General features: G+C 60.3%; 13 protein-coding genes and 1 tRNA gene. 6 read left to right on the top strand and 8 right to left on the bottom strand.

Going from position 1 to position 16616, the window contains the following annotated elements:
* Positions 1-4: 4 nt before the first annotated feature.
* A complete protein-coding gene (locus ACIQWS_RS09290) occupies positions 5-394 on the top strand; it encodes an Mth938-like domain-containing protein (RefSeq protein WP_223613492.1) in 390 nt (129 codons plus the stop codon).
* A 27-nt stretch (positions 395-421) separates the two neighbouring features.
* Positions 422-1258 carry a phytoene/squalene synthase family protein gene (locus ACIQWS_RS09285; protein ID WP_403175272.1) on the top strand — a complete coding sequence of 279 codons (837 nt, stop codon included), beginning with the start codon at positions 422-424 and terminating at the stop codon, positions 1256-1258.
* 134 nt (positions 1259-1392) lie between these two features.
* Here the strand turns inward: ACIQWS_RS09285 and trmFO are convergent, their stop codons facing one another.
* The 3 genes from trmFO to ACIQWS_RS09270 form a co-directional block, all read right to left on the bottom strand.
* Positions 1393-2802: a methylenetetrahydrofolate--tRNA-(uracil(54)-C(5))-methyltransferase (FADH(2)-oxidizing) TrmFO gene (gene trmFO, locus ACIQWS_RS09280; protein WP_403175269.1), complete on the bottom strand. Its 1410-nt coding sequence runs from the start codon at positions 2800-2802 to the stop codon at positions 1393-1395.
* Positions 2803-2883: 81 nt separating this feature from the next.
* Positions 2884-3828 (bottom strand): aldo/keto reductase, encoded by a 945-nt coding sequence (locus ACIQWS_RS09275; protein ID WP_403175265.1) that lies wholly within the window; start codon positions 3826-3828, stop codon positions 2884-2886.
* Positions 3829-4125: 297 nt separating this feature from the next.
* Entirely contained in the window at positions 4126-4272 is a 147-nt protein-coding gene (locus tag ACIQWS_RS09270; protein ID WP_091878374.1) for a DUF1127 domain-containing protein, read from the bottom strand.
* A 269-nt stretch (positions 4273-4541) separates the two neighbouring features.
* On the opposite strand from ACIQWS_RS09270, the gene ACIQWS_RS09265 reads away from it, so the two are divergent.
* The gene (locus ACIQWS_RS09265) at positions 4542-5654 is read left to right on the top strand and encodes a DUF2157 domain-containing protein (RefSeq protein ID WP_403175257.1); all 1113 of its coding nucleotides are present in this window, start codon (positions 4542-4544) and stop codon (positions 5652-5654) included.
* The gene (locus ACIQWS_RS09260) at positions 5651-6208 is read left to right on the top strand and encodes a GDYXXLXY domain-containing protein (RefSeq protein WP_346308278.1); all 558 of its coding nucleotides are present in this window, start codon (positions 5651-5653) and stop codon (positions 6206-6208) included. The genes ACIQWS_RS09265 and ACIQWS_RS09260 overlap by 4 nt, the downstream gene beginning before the upstream one ends.
* Before the next feature lie 63 nt (positions 6209-6271).
* On the opposite strand, the gene ACIQWS_RS09255 is transcribed toward ACIQWS_RS09260, so the two are convergent.
* The 4 genes from ACIQWS_RS09255 to ACIQWS_RS09240 form a co-directional block, all read right to left on the bottom strand.
* Positions 6272-6354, bottom strand: a tRNA-Leu gene (locus ACIQWS_RS09255).
* Between the two features lie 89 nt (positions 6355-6443).
* Positions 6444-8525: a prolyl oligopeptidase family protein gene (locus tag ACIQWS_RS09250; protein ID WP_403175248.1), complete on the bottom strand. Its 2082-nt coding sequence runs from the start codon at positions 8523-8525 to the stop codon at positions 6444-6446.
* A 142-nt stretch (positions 8526-8667) separates the two neighbouring features.
* Complete coding sequence (locus ACIQWS_RS09245) at positions 8668-11841, bottom strand: efflux RND transporter permease subunit (RefSeq protein WP_403175244.1); 3174 nt, start codon at positions 11839-11841, stop codon at positions 8668-8670.
* Complete coding sequence (locus ACIQWS_RS09240; RefSeq protein WP_403177650.1) at positions 11838-12944, bottom strand: efflux RND transporter periplasmic adaptor subunit; 1107 nt, start codon at positions 12942-12944, stop codon at positions 11838-11840. The genes ACIQWS_RS09245 and ACIQWS_RS09240 overlap by 4 nt, the downstream gene beginning before the upstream one ends.
* A 696-nt stretch (positions 12945-13640) precedes the next feature.
* Here ACIQWS_RS09240 and tig point away from each other — a divergent pair.
* Together tig and ACIQWS_RS09230 are read left to right on the top strand one after the other, a co-directional pair.
* Positions 13641-15065, top strand: coding sequence for a trigger factor (gene tig / locus ACIQWS_RS09235; RefSeq protein ID WP_223613177.1), 1425 nt, complete (start codon positions 13641-13643; stop codon positions 15063-15065).
* 117 nt (positions 15066-15182) lie between these two features.
* On the top strand, positions 15183-15827 hold the full coding sequence (locus tag ACIQWS_RS09230; protein ID WP_403175233.1) for an HD domain-containing protein: 645 nt from the start codon (positions 15183-15185) through the stop codon (positions 15825-15827).
* A 6-nt stretch (positions 15828-15833) separates the two neighbouring features.
* On the opposite strand, the gene ACIQWS_RS09225 is transcribed toward ACIQWS_RS09230, so the two are convergent.
* A complete protein-coding gene (locus ACIQWS_RS09225) occupies positions 15834-16550 on the bottom strand; it encodes a 3-keto-5-aminohexanoate cleavage protein (protein WP_403175229.1) in 717 nt (238 codons plus the stop codon).
* Positions 16551-16616: the final 66 nt, after the last annotated feature.

Here is a 16616-nt window from a genome sequence, read left to right as displayed (position 1 = left end):
CGCCGTGGCCAAGGGCATTGAAATCCGCGACGCGCATTTTCCGGGCCGTGCACCCATTGACGCCTATGGCAATGGCGGGTTCCGGTTTGCCGACATGTCGCATCGCGGATCGATCCTGTGCCTGCCATCGGGTATCCATGGCTGGGCGCCGAAGATCGAGACCGCGCTGACGGCGGAGGATCTGGCGCTAGTGCTCGAACAGGCGGCCGATATCGAGATTCTGCTGGTGGGAACCGGCACCGAACTGCGCCGTCTGCCGCAGGCCCTGCGTGACGTGCTGCGCGAGCACCGCATTTCCTCCGATCCCATGAGCACCGGCGCGGCCGTGCGCACCTATAATGTTCTGCTGGCGGAAGACCGTGCCGTCGCTGCGGCACTGATTGCAGTGGATTAAACCGGCGGTTCTCTGTATCTCAGCCCCATGAACGCGAACCAGACCCACTGCCTGCAATTGCTGCGCGATGCCGATCCCGACCGCTACCTCTCGGTGCTTTATGCGCCGGAGGACAAACGAGGTGCCTTGGCCGCCCTTTATGCATTCAATGTCGAGATCGCCCGCATCCGTGACCTGATCCACGATCCGCTGCCGGGCGAGGTACGTCTGCAGTGGTGGCGTGACCTGATCGACGGCACGGAGCATGGCGAGGCCGTCGGCAATCCGGTGGCGGCGGCCCTGCTGGAGGCGATCAAGGTGCATAATCTGCCGCGCGCCGCCTTCGACAATTACTGCGAAGCCCGCATTTTCGATCTCTATGACGATCCCATGCCCAGCCGCAACGACCTTGAGGGCTATTGCGGCGAGACGGCCTCGGCCTTGATCCAGCTTGCCTCGCTTGTGCTTGATGTGGAAAAGGCGCCGGCCCATGCGGATATGGCGGGCCATGCGGGGGTTGCCCAGGCCATTACCGGCCTTCTGCGTCTCCTGCCGCTGCACCGCCGGCGCGGACAGGTCTATATCCCGGCTGACATCCTGTCCGCGGTTGGCTGCAGTGCCGAAACAGTGCTTGAGGGCGCCGACAAGGACGCAGTCAAGCGCGCCATCGATGCGATGACGGCGCTGGCGGAAGATCATCTCGGGAAATATGAAGCCGGCGCAAAATCGCTCCCCGCCGCTTTGCGTCCGGCCTATCTGCCGGTAAGCCTGACCAGAACCTATCTGAAGGGGATCAGGGCCAATGGCGCCGCAGCAGCCGATGAAACAGCGGTAATTTCACCGTTGAAGCGCCAGTGGGTGATGCTCAGGGCGTCGATGCGCTAGCCTTGGATGGCATTAGCGTTGTGCGTGGTTCGACAAGCTCACCATGAGGGATGTTGCATTTTGCAACGGACTGGATTCCCTCATGGTGAGCTTGTCGAACCACGCACACCATGGAATGCAACAAGCTGTGCTCGTTACTCCGCAGCCTCGGCCACCGCAGGCAGGCCCAGCCAGGCGCGGCAATCGGCAAGCGCACGCGCGCTCATGGCGCGTTTCTTGGCGTTGGTCTTTTCCTTGCCGCGCAGCCGTTTGCCTTCCGACTTCGGCGCCTCAATCGGCGGGAACAGGCCGAAATTGACATTCATCGGCTGGAAGGAGCGCTTGCCGGGTTCTTCATCACTGACAATGTGACCGCCGGTGATGTGTCCGAGCAGCGCGCCAAAGGCCGTGGTGAGCGGCGGCGGTGTCAAAGCATGTCCGAGACGCTCGGCGGCGGCGAAACGTCCCGCAAGCAGACCGATGGCTGCCGATTCCACATAGCCTTCACAACCGGTGATCTGCCCGGCAAAGCGCAGGCCCGGGCGGGATTTCAGCTGCAACGTCGGGTCGAGCAGGATGGGTGAATTCAGGTAGGTATTGCGGTGCAGGCCGCCCAGCCGCGCGAATTCGGCATTCTCGAGGCCGGGAATCATCCGGAAAATCTCCGTCTGCGCCCCGTATTTCAGTTTTGTCTGGAAGCCGACCATGTTGTAGAGCGTGCCAAGCGCATTGTCCTGCCGCAGCTGCACGACGGCATAGGCCTTGACCGTGGGGTTGTGCTCATTGGTCAGGCCCATCGGCTTCATCGGGCCGTGGCGCAGGGTTTCGACGCCGCGTTCGGCCATGACCTCGATGGGCAGGCAGCCGTCGAAATAGGGCGTGCCTTCCCACTGCTTGAATTCGGTCTTGTCACCGCCGATCAGCGCCTGCACGAAAGCCTCATACTGCTCCTTGGTCATGGGGCAGTTGATGTAGTCCTTGCCGGTGCCGCCTGGGCCAACCTTGTCGTAGCGCGACTGGAACCAGCAGGTGTTCATGTCGATGCTGTCGAAATGCACGATGGGCGCAATGGCATCGAAAAAGGCGAGGGCATCGGCGCCGGTCTGCCTGCCAATGGCTTCGGCCAGCGACGGTGCCGTCAACGGCCCGGTGGCGATGATGACCTTGTCCCATTCTGCCGGGGGCAGGCCGGTGATCTCTTCGCGCTCGATGGTGATCAGCGGGTGGGCTTCCAGCTTGGCCGTCACAGCCTGGGCAAAACCATCGCGGTCCACGGCGAGGGCGCCGCCTGCGGGAACCTGATGGGAATCGGCCGATGCCATGATCAGCGAATTGGCGAGACGCATTTCCGCATGCAGCACGCCGACGGCGTTGGTTTGCGCGTCATCGGAGCGGAACGAGTTGGAGCAGACAAGCTCGGCAAGATCCTGCGTCTTGTGCGCGTCCGTGCCGCGAACGGGACGCATCTCGTGCAGGATGACGGGAATGCCTGCTTCGGCGAGTTGCCATGCAGCTTCGGAACCGGCGAGACCGCCGCCAATGATGTGTACGGGTGTGTTTGACATAGCACCCCAATAAACCGTTTGGCGTCCGGCTTCAATGGTGCAAACGCCGCTGCGGATCATCCGCAGCGGCTTGTCGGTGTGTCAGGCGCTGGCTTTGTCGAGTTCGGCGATGTCCGCCTTGTCGAGCGTCAGGGATGCCGCCTTGATCAGGCTTTCCAGTTGTTGCAGCGATGTGGCGCTGGCGATGGGGGCGGTGACGCCCTGGCGTGCGATAATCCAGGCCAGGGCAACCTCGGCCTGCTTGGCGCCATGCTTGGCCGCAACCGCGTCCAGCGCTTCCAGAATGCGGTAGCCGCGCGCATTGAGATAGGCTTTGACACCGCCGCCACGCTGGCTCTGTCCAAGATCGGCTTCGCTGCGGTATTTGCCAGAGAGAAACCCGCGCGCAAGGCTGAAATAGGTGATGACACCGATGTCCTCGGCCATGCACAGGTCGCGCAGCGCGCCGTCATAGCCGGCGCGGTCATAGAGATTGTATTCCGGCTGGAGCACGTCATAGCGCGGCAGGCCATCCGCCTTGGCGGTGTCGAGCGCTGCGCGCAGCTGCTTCGCATCGAAATTGGATGCGCCGATGGATTTGACCTTGCCGGCTTTCAGCAGCTTGTCATAGGCGGCAAGCGATTCCGCGTGGGGTGTGGCCGGATCCGGCCAATGGGAGAGGTAGAGGTCGATGGCGTCCACCTGCAGACGTTTCAGCGATGCTTCGACGGCCTCGGCGATATTGGCGGCCCTGAGATTCTTGCCTTTGCCCATGTCGCCGCCGACCTTGGTGATGATGATCATCCTGTCACGCATACCGCGGGATTTCATCCACTCGCCGATGATGGTTTCTGATTCACCGCCGCTGTTTCCCGGAACCCAACTTGAATAGACATTGGCCGTATCGACCGTATTGAGGCCCGCATCGGCAAAGCGGTCAAGCAGGTCAAAGGAGGTTTTCTTGTCAGCGGTCCAGCCGAAGACATTGCCGCCGAAAACCAGCGGAGCAATCGACAGGCCTGTGCGGCCAAGAGGGCGTTTTTGCATGGTAAGTCTCCCGGGGAGGATGTGAAGGGGGACTCAGACTGTAGAACTCCAGGGTGCATGTTTCCAGCCCGGCTTTGACCCGAATGGTCGCAGGCATGGATCGCAACGGGAGTCGATTTGAAAAGGGAGGCGGTGAGCAGATGTCTCGAACCGCATACCCTGGAAACAACAACACCCACCGCGGGAGGAGGTGCGGTGGGTGCCGTTTTGTAAAGACCGGCTGGGAGGAGGAGTGCCGGCCTTTGATCGCGGGGGCTCTGGGAGGAGGATGAACCCCGGCGATATTCTGTTATGCGATTAGCGTACTGCGGACTTCTTGGCGACGAACGGGATGTCCGAGCGGGAGATGCCCAGGTCGTTCAGTTCGCGGGTCGACAGACGGTTCAGCTCGGAAACCGTGTCACGATAACGACGCCAGTTGCTGTAGGAGCGGATAAGGTTCATTTCATTCACCATTCGGTTCAGTTGTTTCGTTGATCACTCTTGATCGTTGACCTGAAGATAGTGGATGCCTTGGCGAATGTGCAGAGCCAAGTTTGCAGATCAGCTATGCATATGCTGCATTGCATCATTAATCGATTTTAATTGCTGCGTCGCACAAATGTCATCTTCATGACCTTTAGCCCGAATCCGGCTGCAATTGCGTTTTCAATGTGGCTGGCCTTATCAGGGGCGGAGCCCTAATCTTACAGCTCGAGTCGGGAGCAGAATGCATGATAGTCGGTTTTACCCTGCGCAAGCACATTGCACGGTGGCAGCGTGACGGGTTGATCGATGACGCCACGGCGGACCGCCTGCGCGCCGATATCGCCGGGCAGGGCCCGGGTTTCGGGCTGGGCAATGTCCTGGCCATACTGGGCGTCATTCTCCTCGGCGCGGCGCTGCTGTCGCTGATTGCCGCCAATTGGGAAGCCATGCCGCGCCTTGTTCGCGTCGGCTTGATCTTTGCCGTGCTCTGGTGCGGTTATCTCGGCGGCGCATGGCGGGCGAACAAGGGCGACAGGATTTTCAGTGAGGCGCTCTATCTCCTGGGCGCCATCGCCTTTGGTGCCGGGATCGCACTGGTCGGCCAGATGTATCATCTGTCGGGTGAAGTGGCGTCCGCGGCGCTGCTCTGGGCGGGCGGGACGGTTGTCGCCGCGCTGTTGTTGCGCTCGTCGACACTCGTCTCCGCCAGCATCGTGATTGCCGGTTTCTATCTCGTGGCCAGCCTGGAACCGGAAACGGCATCGCGCTTGTCCTATATCTGGATCGTTCCGGTCTTCGCGGTGATTGCGGCGGGCCTGATCTGGTATACGGGTGCGCAGGTGGCCCGGCACTTCCTCGCTGTCCTCGTGCTGGCCTTTGTCTGCATCGTTCACTTCGACCGGGATGTCACTGTCGTCTTGTGGATGATGCTGATTGCCGGGCTCGGCCTGTTTCTGCTGGACGCACTGCATCCGGCTGTGCTGGACCGCGCGACCGGATGGAGCATCAGTCTCGGCGCCTACGGATTTCTGGCGGTGCAGATGGTGCTGCTGATTTTCCAGTTCAACGACCACATCTTTGCCCAGACTCGCGATGTCATGACGGGTATTGTCATCCTTGCCGTGGCGATCGCCGGTCTGGCTTTGTCGGGGCACCGCAATCTTGCCATACGGTGGAGCGCCTATGGGCTGTTTTCGCTGGAGGTTCTCTATATCGCGTTCGAGACCATCGGCACGATGATCGGTACCGCTGGCTTCTTCCTGACCGTCGGCGTGCTCGTCCTGCTGCTTGCGGTGTTCGTTATCCGGATGGAACGCCGTCTTCACAGGAAGAGTCTGGTGAAGGGTGCAGCATCATGAAAACAAAGTATTTTTTGCTGCCGGCTTTGATCGTTGCGCTTCTGCAGTCGGGCGCGCTTTATGCCATGATAGAAAAGCACGCGATGATTTTGCGCCACGGCACAATGATCACGCTGGCCACGCAGCCGGTTGATCCGCGCGACCTGTTGCGCGGCGAATATGTGCGGCTTGGCTATGGGATTTCGTCCGTCGAAGCCGACAAGGTGAGCGGCACCAAGCCGGATACCACAGGTCTTGCCGACATCTACGTCACGCTGAAAGAGGGCGCGGATGGCCGGTGGGGTTTCACCGGGGCCTCCTGGCAGAAACGCCGGGATCTGGCGGCTGGCGAAGTCCAGATGCATGGCCAGACGCTGACGGGCGCCATGGGCATCTTTGCGGTGCAGTACGGCATCGAACGCTATTATCTCCCCGAAGGATGGGGCCGTGCGGTCGAGAAGGTGCAGAGTGAGCGCGGGGTTGATGCGGTGATTGCCGTCTCCAGCGCGGGCGAAGCTCAGATTCGTTCGCTCAAGTACAATGGACGCCTGCTTTACCAGGAACCGGCCTACTGAACAGCCGTCATCGCGCAGCTTTGAAGAAAGCCATTCAACCTATTGAAGTATTTTAAGAAAGAGTGGTGCGGATAGAGGGACTCGAACCCCCACGGTCTCCCGCCAGAACCTAAATCTGGTGCGTCTACCAATTTCGCCATATCCGCAGATGAGGGCCGTATCCGGCCCTCAAGCGCCGGTCTCTATATCACCCTCTTCTCAGGGGTCAAAGGAAAAAGCCGCCGCTTGAACAGGTTTACGCCGGCGTCCAGCCGATCGCATCCCGCAGGAAGGCGTAGCCCAGCGCAATGAAGCTGGCGCGCTCCCTGTTGTCCTTGCCGTATCCGTGTCCGCCCGCCTCGGGCTCATAGAACGAAGCGGTGTAGCCGAGTTCCTGCAACTTTGCTGCCATCTTGCGGGCGTGTCCGGGGTGCACGCGGTCATCCCTGCGGGTTGTGGCAATGAGGATCGGCGGATAGGGCCGGCCGGGCATAGCCGCGTGATAGGCCGACATTTCCTTCAGAAAAGCCCAATCCTCCGGCTTGTCCGGGTCGCCATATTCGTCGACCCAGCTCGGCCCGGCGAGAAGCTTGTTGTAGCGGCGCATGTCGATCAGCGGAATGGTGCAGAACAGGGCGCCGAAGCGTTCGGGATAACGCGTCAGCATGTTGGAAATCAGCAGGCCGCCATTGGAACCGCCTTCCGCCGCGATACGGCCCGGCCGGGTGACGCCGCGCCGCACCAGATCGGCGGCAATGGCGGCAAAATCATCATGCGAGAGCTTTTTGCCTGCCCGGCGCCCCGCGTCGTGCCATGCGGTGCCGAATTCGCCGCCGCCGCGCAGATTGGCGACCACGCTTGTGCCGCCGCGCTCGAGCCACAACTTGCCAACGGACGCGCTGTAATAGGGCTCCATCGACACGCCAAATCCGCCGTAACCGGTCATGTGCACCGGTGCATCGCCGGTTTCACCCTTGGGTCCGATCTGCGTATAGGGGATCGACTCGCCATCGCTGGAGATCGCCTCATGCCGCGTGACGACAAGCCCGGTCGCATCGAAGACCGCAGGGCTTTGTTTGAGCAGCGTGGGGGCAGCCAGTGTGTTGGGCTCGGCAATGTCGAGAAGCAGCACCTGCGCCGGGGTTATCGGGTCCTGCGCGGCGACGAGCAGTTCGCCATTGGCGTGGATGTCCTCGACATCCAGCGACCAGATATGAACGATGCCCTCGGTTGGCACGACCGAAATGGGCTTTTTTGCCCATTTGCCAAGTGCAGGCTCGAAAATCTCGAAGCGTGGCGCGAGATTGTCGAGATAGGAGACGACCAGCTTCTTGTCGTTCCAGAAGAACCCCTGCAGGGCGCGGCGCGGACCCGGTTCGAACAGAACCTGAAAATCACGCTCTCCGGCAAGAAATGCCTGGAGCGAAATGCCGAGGAGCGTGTCTGCGGGGTAGGTGATGCCGGCGACTGTCCAGTCTTCTCTCGGCTTGACCGTCAGCCACTGGTCGTAGGAATTCCACCAGGCCGTTGCGGGCACGTCCACGCGCTGCCCGGGGCCACTGCGATCGCCTAGCCATCCGGCGGTTTCAAAGAAGGAATGCTGCTCGACAAACCAGAGGCGCTCGCTGCCGCTGCTGTGGTCAATGTCGGCACCGGCGGCCATGGAATCCGCGGCGCATTCGAAAATCACCGGTGCAGCCAGCGGATCGGTCCCGCGTCGCCACAGGCGGACGGTGCGCGCATAGCCGGATTGCGTGGCCATGCCCTCGCCAAGGGCGCTCGATATCAGCACCGTATCGCGGTCGAGCCAGCCGAGGCCACCCTTCGCTTCGGGAAGGTTGAAGCCGTTTTCGATGAACCGCAGCGTGTCCAGGTCGAACTCGCGGTTGACCACCGCATCGCTGCCGCCGCGCGACAGGGAGAGAATGGCCCGTTGCCGCTTCTCCGGTTCGATCTGCGCGCCTGCCCAGATCCAGTCGTCATTTTCGGCTGCGGCCAAGGCATCGATATCGAGCAGAAGTTCCCATTCCGGCTCGGGCGTCTTGTAGGATGTCATGGTGGTCCGGCGCCACAGGCCGCGCGGGTTCTTCTCATCCTGCCAGAGGTTGTAGAGATAATCGCCGCGCCGTCCGACCATCGGGATCTTGTCCGGCCGGTTCAAAATGGCGGTCAGGACGTCGCGGTCATGCTCGAACTGCCGGCCGCCGAAGCGCTGCATGGTTGCGGCGGATTGCTTCTCCACCCATGCGAGCGGCTGTGCGCCGTCGATTTCTTCGAGCCAGATGCGCGGATCGTCATCGGGAGCATCGATGGTCGGGCGAATATCCTGATTGGTCATGAGCGTCACTTTCCCTTGGAATCTGCCGCGCAGTGTCTTGAAAGCGCGGTGTTTTGCAATGCCTCACACCATCAAATTCGGCATCCATGAAAAATCGCGCCGGTGATAAGCCGGCGCGATCCTTGTGTCGGGCGTTTCAAGCCTAGTGGGCCGGGGCTTCTTCCGCCGGCTTTTCAACCGGTGCCTTCTTGCGTCCGAATGAACGGAGCGCAACGTAGAACACCGGCGTCAGGAACAGGCCGAAGAAGGTCACGCCCAGCATGCCGGAGAACACAGCCGTGCCGAGTGACTGGCGCATTTCCGCGCCGGGGCCCTGGGCAATCATCAGCGGCACGACACCGAAGATGAAGGCAAAGGCGGTCATCAGGATCGGGCGAAGCCGCAGGCGGCTGGCTTCGATGGCGGCTTCAACAGGCGTTGCACCTTCCGCCTGATGCTGGCGGGCGAATTCCACGATCAGGATCGCGTTCTTCGCCGCCAGGCCGATCAGGACGACAAGGCCGATCTGCGTGAGGATGTTGTTGTCCATCCCGCGCAGGAACACGCCGATCAGCGCGGCCAGAACCGCCAGCGGCACAATCAGGATGATCGCCAATGGCAGCACCCAGCTTTCATACTGTGCGGCAAGGGCGAGGAAGACGAACACCACGGACAGTCCGAAGATCAGGATCGCCGTGTTTCCGGTCTGCCGTTCCTGAAGCGCCAGTTCCGTCCACTGGAACGTCGTTCCGCTGGGCAGTGTCTTGGTGGCAAGGGCCTCCATCTTGTCGAGCGCCGTACCGGTGGAAACCCCGGGCGCGGCATTGCCCTGCAGCGGCACCGATACATACATGTTGTATCGCTGCACCAGCGAGGGGCCATTGGTGTCCTTGATGTTGATCAGCGTGCCCAACGGAACCAGCGCACCCGTTGCCGAGCGTACTTTCAGGGCAAGGATGTCGGTCCGGTCCAGCCGGTATTGCTGGTCGGCCTGCGCCCGCACCTGATAGACGCGGCCGAAGGCATTGAAGTCATTGACATAGGAGGTGCCAAGATTGGTTGAAAGCGCCTCGAAAATGTTTGGAATGGGCACGTTCAATGCCTGTGCCTTGTCACGGTCCACCTCCAGGAAATATTGCGGGCTGTTGGCGGAGAACGTGGTGTAGACGCCGGTCAGGCCGGGGGTCTGGTTGGCTTCGCCCATCATCTGATAGGCCAATCCCAGGACGCGGCGCATATCGGAACTGTCGCGATCCAAAAGCTGCATCTTGAAGCCGCCGGCATTGCCGACGCCGCGGATCGGCGGCGGCGGCACGGCGATGATGAAGGCCTCCTGGATGCTTTGCAGGCTGCCATAGACCTGGCCGATGATGGAATTGGCCGTTTGTCCGTTCTTGATCCGCTCCGCGAACGGCTGGAATGGAACGAACACCACGCCGGAATTCGACGCATTGGTGAAGGTTGCGCCGTTGAACCCGGCAAAGGCAATGGCGTTGCGCACGCCCGGAATGCCCTTGATGATCTTCGATGCCTTTTCGATCACCGCGTCCGTGCGGGCGAGCGAAGCACCGTCGGGCAGCTGGACGACGACGATGGCATAGCCCTGATCCATCGGCGGCACAAAGCCGCGCGGGATCGTGACCGCCATGAACCAGGTGGCGACCAGCAGCCCTGCGAACACCAGCAGGGAGGCGAGGAGACCGATGGTCGATCCGACGAGATGCCGGACGATCCAGGAATAGCCGTTCGCCATCTTGTCGAAGCCGGTGTTGAAGCCATTGGCCAAGGCCCGGCCAGCCCGCGCCAGAGGGTTTTTGGAGACCGCATGGTCATGCGGGCGCAACACAATTGCCGCCAGCGCAGGAGAGAGCGTCAGCGAGTTGATGGCCGAAATGGCTGTTGCTGCCGAGATCGTCACGGCGAACTGGATGTAGAACTGGCCCGATATGCCGGGAATGAACGCCGTCGGGGCAAACACCGCGATCAGCACCAGTGAAATGGCGATAACGGCGGTTCCCACCTCGTCCATGGTCGTGTGCGAGGCCTGTTTCGGGCTCATGCCCGCCGCAAGGTTTCGCTCGACGTTCTCCACCACCACGATGGCGTCGTCCACCACAATACCGATGGCGAGGACCAGGCCGAACAGGGTGAGCATGTTCAGCGAGAAGCCGAAGGCCGAGAGGATGGCGAAGGTGCCGATCAATGAGACCGGGATGGCCACGATCGGGATGATTGCCGTCCGCCAGGATTGCAGGAAGACGAGAACGACCAGCGCCACGAGAATCACGGCTTCGAAGATCGTCTTGTAAACGTCGGAGATCGATTCCGCGATGAACTCCGTCGGATCATAGACGATGTCGTATTTCAGGCCCGGAGGGAAATCCTTGGACAGTTCCTCCATGGTGGACCGGATGGACGCGGCAGCAGCAAGGGCATTGGTGCCCGGACGGCTGAAGATACCCAGTGCCACTGCAGGACTGCCGTCGAGATAACTGTTGGTCACATAATCCTTGGCGCCGAGTTCGATGCGGGCGACGTCCTGCAACTGTACCAGACGGCCGTCGCCGCTTGTTTTGACTATGACATAACGGAATTGCCGCGCATCGCTGAACCGACCCTGCATGGTGACCGTGTACTGGAAGGCGCTTGTGCCCGGCGTGGGCGGTCCGCCGATGGCACCGCCATTGACCTGCACGTTCTGGTCGCGCAGTGCCTGAACCACATCAGCCGATGTCATGGAGTATGCGGCGAGTTTCTGCGGATCGAGCCAGATGCGCATGGAATACTGCCGCTCGCCGAAGATGGTGACTTCGCCGACGCCGTCGAGCCGTAAGAGCACGTCGCGGATGCGGGTATTGGCGTAGTTTGAGGCATAGAGCTGGTCGTAACGGTTGTCGGGCGAAAGCACGTGCACGACCATCATTAGGTCGGGCGAACTTTTCGTCGTGGTGATGCCGTTGCGCTGCACGTCCTGCGGCAATTGCGGTACGGCAATGGCGACGCGGTTCTGTACCAGAACCTGTGCCTTGTCGAGATCGGTGCCGAGCTTGAAGGTGATGGTCAGCGCCATCGAACCATCGGCGGTCGAGTAGGAAGACATATAGAGCATGTCCTCGACGCCGTTGATCTGCTGTTCGATGGGGGTGGCGACCGTGTTGGCAATGGTTTCAGCATCGGCGCCGGGATAGGCGGTGCGCACGACAATGGTTGGCGGCGCGATTTCCGGATACTGGGCGACAGGGAGCTGGGTGTAGGCGATCCCGCCGACGATCAGCAGCACAATCGACAGGACGGATGCGAAGATCGGCCTGTCGATGAAAAAATGCGCAAATCTCATTGGCCCGCCTCCGCAGCCTTCACCTCCGGCGGAAGCTGGATGACGTCGGCCTTGACCTTGATACCGGGGCGAATCCGCATCAGGCCGTTGACCACGATGGTCTCGTCGCCGGTCAGGCCGCTGCGGATCACCCGATAACCGTAGAGTTTGGGGCCGAGACGCACGGGCTTGGTCGTGACCGAGTTGTCCGCATTGAGGACATAGACAACCCGCTCGTTCTGATCGGAGCCAACCGCTTCGTCGGGCACGAGAATGCCCTTATAGGTGTTGGAGGCGGCCACTTCGACCCGGCCGAACAGCCCGGGCTGCAGCACGAAATCCGGATTGTTGAAGCGGGCACGCACCCGCATCGTTCCGGTGGCATCATCGAGCCGGTTCTCGGCGAAATCGAGCTTGCCCTTGAACGGCGGCTGGTTGGAATCGGTCAGCCGCACCGTCACTTCGAGGCCGCCGCCTCCTTCCTGCAGATTGCTGCCGTTTTCGCGGGCGGTCTTGGCATAGGACAGGAGGTTGCGCTCATCCACGTCGAAATAGAAATCGATCGGATCGAGCGAAACGATGGTTGTCAGGATGGTGTTGTTGGCATTGACGAGATTGCCGACGGAAATGAGCCTGCGGTCGATGCGGCCATCCTGCGGCGCCGTGATCTGCGTGTAGTTCAGATTGAGCTGGGCAGCGTCAACAGCGGCCTGTGCGCCAACGACGTTGGCTTGACCGGCGAGATAGGCGCGGCGCTGATCATCCAGCGTCGACACGGACAGCGTGCCGCTGCCGGTCAGCGACTGGGTGCGCTTGAACTGGGCTTCCGCATAGGTTTCCGTTGTTTTGGCCACCTCCAGCGCGGACTGGGCCTGCGCCAGAGCGGATATGTAGGGGCGCTGGTCGATGGTAAAGAGCGGATCGCCCTTCTTGACCAACGAGCCGTCCTTGAAATGCACCGTATCGAGATAGCCATCGATGCGCGAGCGTACCGAGACCTGGTCGACCGCTTCGAAGCGGCCGATGAACTCATCGCTGTCGATCACATCGCGGACGACAGGCTTGGCTGCCGTGACGGTTGGAGGCGGGGGCGCATTCTGCGCCAGTGCCGGAGAGGCGGCCATGAGCGCGATTGCAACACCGATTTTGAAGGTAGAGAGAGAATTCCGTGACAAGGGCAGGCCTCCATGACGATCAGACTTCCAGGCGTCTCGGGGATGCCTGGGCATCGCCGTCAGCGCTGGTGATTCATCGTACGGCTACGGGTCAGGTGATGCGCTGACCAGAACAGCTGGAATGCTGGCGCCGCAGACAAACAAGTCAATTTCTCAGATTGTATCGATTTAGTATTTAGTTTCGATAGGGACCAGCGCAAGGGCAGTTCCAAATTCCGTTGAGGCATATTTCCAGTTGGCTATCGATGGTCCCCATGCCGGGAAGATTTGCACAGTTGCACATTGTTGTCATCAGGCAAATATTTCACGTGTTGTTGCGATCATGAAAGTGCCTGACTTGCCGTGCAGAAGTTTGCCCGACCCTGAGGCTGTGCCATTGATTTTTGTACGCAGTGCAAGTAAATGGAGCCACCAATCGGTAAGGGTGCAATTTCTTGCGCGGCTCTGTGACAGGTTCTGTGATATGAATTGTGTCACAAAAAATGAGCTGAAAGAGAAATAAAGCAATAAAATCAACGTGGATGGTGAGGGCATGGCTCGCCCCATCTGCACCAGAAGCCACGATGGCAGACAGTTTTTCTCCCGCAATTTGGCTCACAGGCCGGCGACGGCGGGACAAATGTTAAAAAAAGTGAAGGTTTGGACATGCAGGTTACTGAAACGCTCAATGAAGGGCTGAAGCGCGAGATCAAGGTCGTCGTTCCGGCCAAGGATCTGGAAGCAAAGCTTTCCGAACGCCTCCAAGGTGCCAGCGCCAAGGCGCGCATCAATGGCTTCCGCCCCGGCAAAGTGCCGCTCAATCACCTGCGCAAGATGTACGGCAAGTCGTTCATGGCTGAAGTCGTCAACGAGATCCTCAGCGATTCCTCGCGCACGATCCTTGCGGAGCGCAACGAAAAGTCGGCGACCCAGCCGGAAGTTGCGATGACGGAAGACGAGAAGGAAGCGGACAAGGTTCTGAACGGCGAAGCCGATTTCGAATTCACGCTGAACTACGAAGTCCTGCCGGTTATCGAACTCAAGGACGCTTCCAAGATCAGCGTCACGCGCGAAGTGGTCGATGTGACCGACGCGGAAGTTGAAGAGCAGGTCAAGCGCGTTGCCAGCTCCGCCCAGACGTTCGAACCCAAGAAGGGCAAGGCTGAATCCGGCGATCGCGTCACCATGGACTATCTCGGCAAGATCGACGGCGTGCCGTTCGATGGCGGCGCCGATACCGATGCGACCCTGATCCTCGGCTCCGGCCAGTTCATTCCCGGCTTCGAAGATCAGCTGATCGGCACCAAGGCTGGCGACGAGAAGCAGATCAAGGTTACCTTCCCGGCTGAATACGGTGCAGCGCACCTCGCCGGCAAGGATGCGACCTTCGACATCACCGTCAAGGAAATCGGCAAGCCCGGCGAACTCGAAATCAACGACGAAACCGCGAAGAAGCTCGGCATCGAGAGCGCCGACCGTCTGCGTCAGGTTATCCGCGAGCAGATCGAAAGCCAGTACGGCTCGTTCACCCGCCAGAAGGTCAAGCGTCAGATTCTCGATGCGCTCGACGGCGAGTACAAGTTCGAATCGCCGGAACGCCTGATCAATGCCGAGTTCAACAACATCTGGGCACAGATCGGCCAGGACCTCGCACAGGCCGGCAAGACGTTCGAAGACGAAGAGACCACGGAAGAAGAAGCACGCGAAGAATATCGCAAGCTGGCTGAACGCCGCGTTCGTCTTGGCCTCGTTCTCTCCGAAATCGGCAACAAGGCCGGCATCGAAGTGACCGAAGAGGAACTGCAGCGCGCCGTTTACGATCAGGTTCGCCAGTATCCGGGCCAGGAACAGCAGATCTATGAATTCTTCCGCAAGACTCCGGAAGCGATCAACAATCTGCGCGCTCCGATCTTCGAAGAAAAGGTTGTCGATCACCTTCTCACTTCCATCAATGTCACCGACAAGAAGGTGACGAAGGAAGAGCTGATGGCTGAAGACGAGTCGGATGAAAAGTCCGGCGAAGCCAAGAAGCCTGCCAAGAAGGCAGCGCCGAAGAAGGCCGCCAAGAAGAAGACCGAAGACGAAGCGTAAGCTTTTGTCTCTCTGATTGAAAAGGCCGCTTTCGAGCGGCCTTTTTCATTTCTGGTGCGTGGTAATTGCTGGGCAGCGTATGCTGCGAGTCTAGCTGATTCCGTAGAGATTTCGCCGATGTCCATTGCTGCCTTTGCGCCGTTCGAGGCGCTTGCCGAACACCTTCTGCCTCATGCAACCGATGGGACGAGTGATGGGTCGCATGACCTGTCTCATCTCTTGCGTGTGTGGAAAAATGCAACAGCAATTCATAACGAGGAGGGTGGGGACCGTGAAATACTGGCCGCAGCGACAATCCTGCATGACTGCGTTGCCGTCGAAAAGAATTCACCCCATCGCGCGCAGGCCTCGCGGTTGGCTGCTGAAAAAGCATCGAAGCTTCTTGCCGATATTGGCTGGCAATCCCCGCGCGTTGCTGCCACAGCGCACGCCATCGAAGCACACAGCTTTTCGGCAAACATCCCTCCACGTACCTTGGAGGCGAAAATCCTGCAGGATGCGGATCGTCTGGATGCCATTGGCATGGTCGGCGCTGCACGATGTTTCTACATCGCTGGCCGGATGGGGAGTGGGCTTTATGATCCCTTGGACCCCATGGCAATCGATCGTAACCTCGATGACAAGAGTTTTGCCATCGATCATTTTGAGGTCAAGCTTTTCAAGTTGACTGCGGGGTTCAACACGGTCAGGGGTGCGCAGATCGCCCAGGTGCGACAGGAGCGACTCCGCCGGTTTCTGGGCGAGTTTCTTGATGAGATATAAGCGATCTCAGCGAGACACCAGGTCGAGCGCGGCGCGGATCAGATCGGCATTGCCCGCAGCCATTTGTCCCGACGGCAGGAGATTGCCGTCTTCCAGGCCGATACGGCTGTCAAAGCCCTTGGCCATGGCTTCGCTGTAGATGGGCCAGACACTGGCTTCATCGCCATGCATGAGGATAGGCACTGTATTGCCTGCCTTGCGCAGAACCGCCTGAATACCATCGGCGGCCCGCAATCCCTCGTCGATGTCCTGCTCGTTGATTTCGATCAGCACGCGCAAGCATTTTGCCGCATTCTTCAGGCCGACAAAGCGCTCCGCATCGCTGACGGACCAGAGCCCCGCTTCGACGCCGATACCCCTGCCGAGAACGTGCGCAATCAAATCCTCCGCATCCGCTTCGATCAGGTTGATCGAAACGTAGTCGGGCAAGGTCGTCCAGCTGTTAATGGGTTTCTGCCGCGAAAGGCCGCCGGGAGGGATGCGCCAATGGGTGGAAAGGCCGACGGGAATGCCCGGCACGGCCGAACGAACAGCCTGCAGGGTCTCGGCGATATGGTCCGGCTCCAGCGTTTCCATTCCATCCGGTCCGCGCGGGTGGATATGCAGCTCGCGGGCGCCAGCCGCCACGGCAAGTGCGGCGTCCCTGGTAATTTCCGAGGCTGTAAAGGGGAGCGCAGGGTGAAAATCCCGCATGCGCCCGCCATTCAGACATGCCTGCAACATGGTGGTGTCTCCGCTATGACGGGCCCATCATAGCGGATTTCCTGCTGACAGCACCCGTCAGTATGG

Origin of the sequence: Phyllobacterium sp. NPDC097923 (genome assembly GCF_044760925.1) — a bacterium.
Taxonomy (GTDB): domain Bacteria; phylum Pseudomonadota; class Alphaproteobacteria; order Rhizobiales; family Rhizobiaceae; genus Phyllobacterium; species Phyllobacterium calauticae.
This window is presented reverse-complemented; position numbering and strand designations above follow the sequence as displayed.

Bases quoted from the DNA above. Each gene is read 5' to 3' on its own strand.
- ACIQWS_RS09285 (WP_403175272.1), top strand. From the start codon at position 422: ATGAACGCGAACCAGACCCACTGCCTGCAATTGCTGCGCGATGCCGAT.
- trmFO (WP_403175269.1), bottom strand. From the start codon at position 2,802: ATGTCAAACACACCCGTACACATCATTGGCGGCGGTCTCGCCGGTTCC.
- ACIQWS_RS09275 (WP_403175265.1), bottom strand. From the start codon at position 3,828: ATGCAAAAACGCCCTCTTGGCCGCACAGGCCTGTCGATTGCTCCGCTG.
- ACIQWS_RS09270 (WP_091878374.1), bottom strand. From the start codon at position 4,272: ATGAACCTTATCCGCTCCTACAGCAACTGGCGTCGTTATCGTGACACG.
- ACIQWS_RS09265 (WP_403175257.1), top strand. From the start codon at position 4,542: ATGATAGTCGGTTTTACCCTGCGCAAGCACATTGCACGGTGGCAGCGT.
- ACIQWS_RS09260 (WP_346308278.1), top strand. From the start codon at position 5,651: ATGAAAACAAAGTATTTTTTGCTGCCGGCTTTGATCGTTGCGCTTCTG.
- ACIQWS_RS09250 (WP_403175248.1), bottom strand. From the start codon at position 8,525: ATGACCAATCAGGATATTCGCCCGACCATCGATGCTCCCGATGACGAT.
- ACIQWS_RS09245 (WP_403175244.1), bottom strand. From the start codon at position 11,841: ATGAGATTTGCGCATTTTTTCATCGACAGGCCGATCTTCGCATCCGTC.
- ACIQWS_RS09240 (WP_403177650.1), bottom strand. From the start codon at position 12,944: ATGGCCGCCTCTCCGGCACTGGCGCAGAATGCGCCCCCGCCTCCAACC.
- tig (WP_223613177.1), top strand. From the start codon at position 13,641: ATGCAGGTTACTGAAACGCTCAATGAAGGGCTGAAGCGCGAGATCAAG.
- ACIQWS_RS09230 (WP_403175233.1), top strand. From the start codon at position 15,183: ATGTCCATTGCTGCCTTTGCGCCGTTCGAGGCGCTTGCCGAACACCTT.
- ACIQWS_RS09225 (WP_403175229.1), bottom strand. From the start codon at position 16,550: ATGTTGCAGGCATGTCTGAATGGCGGGCGCATGCGGGATTTTCACCCT.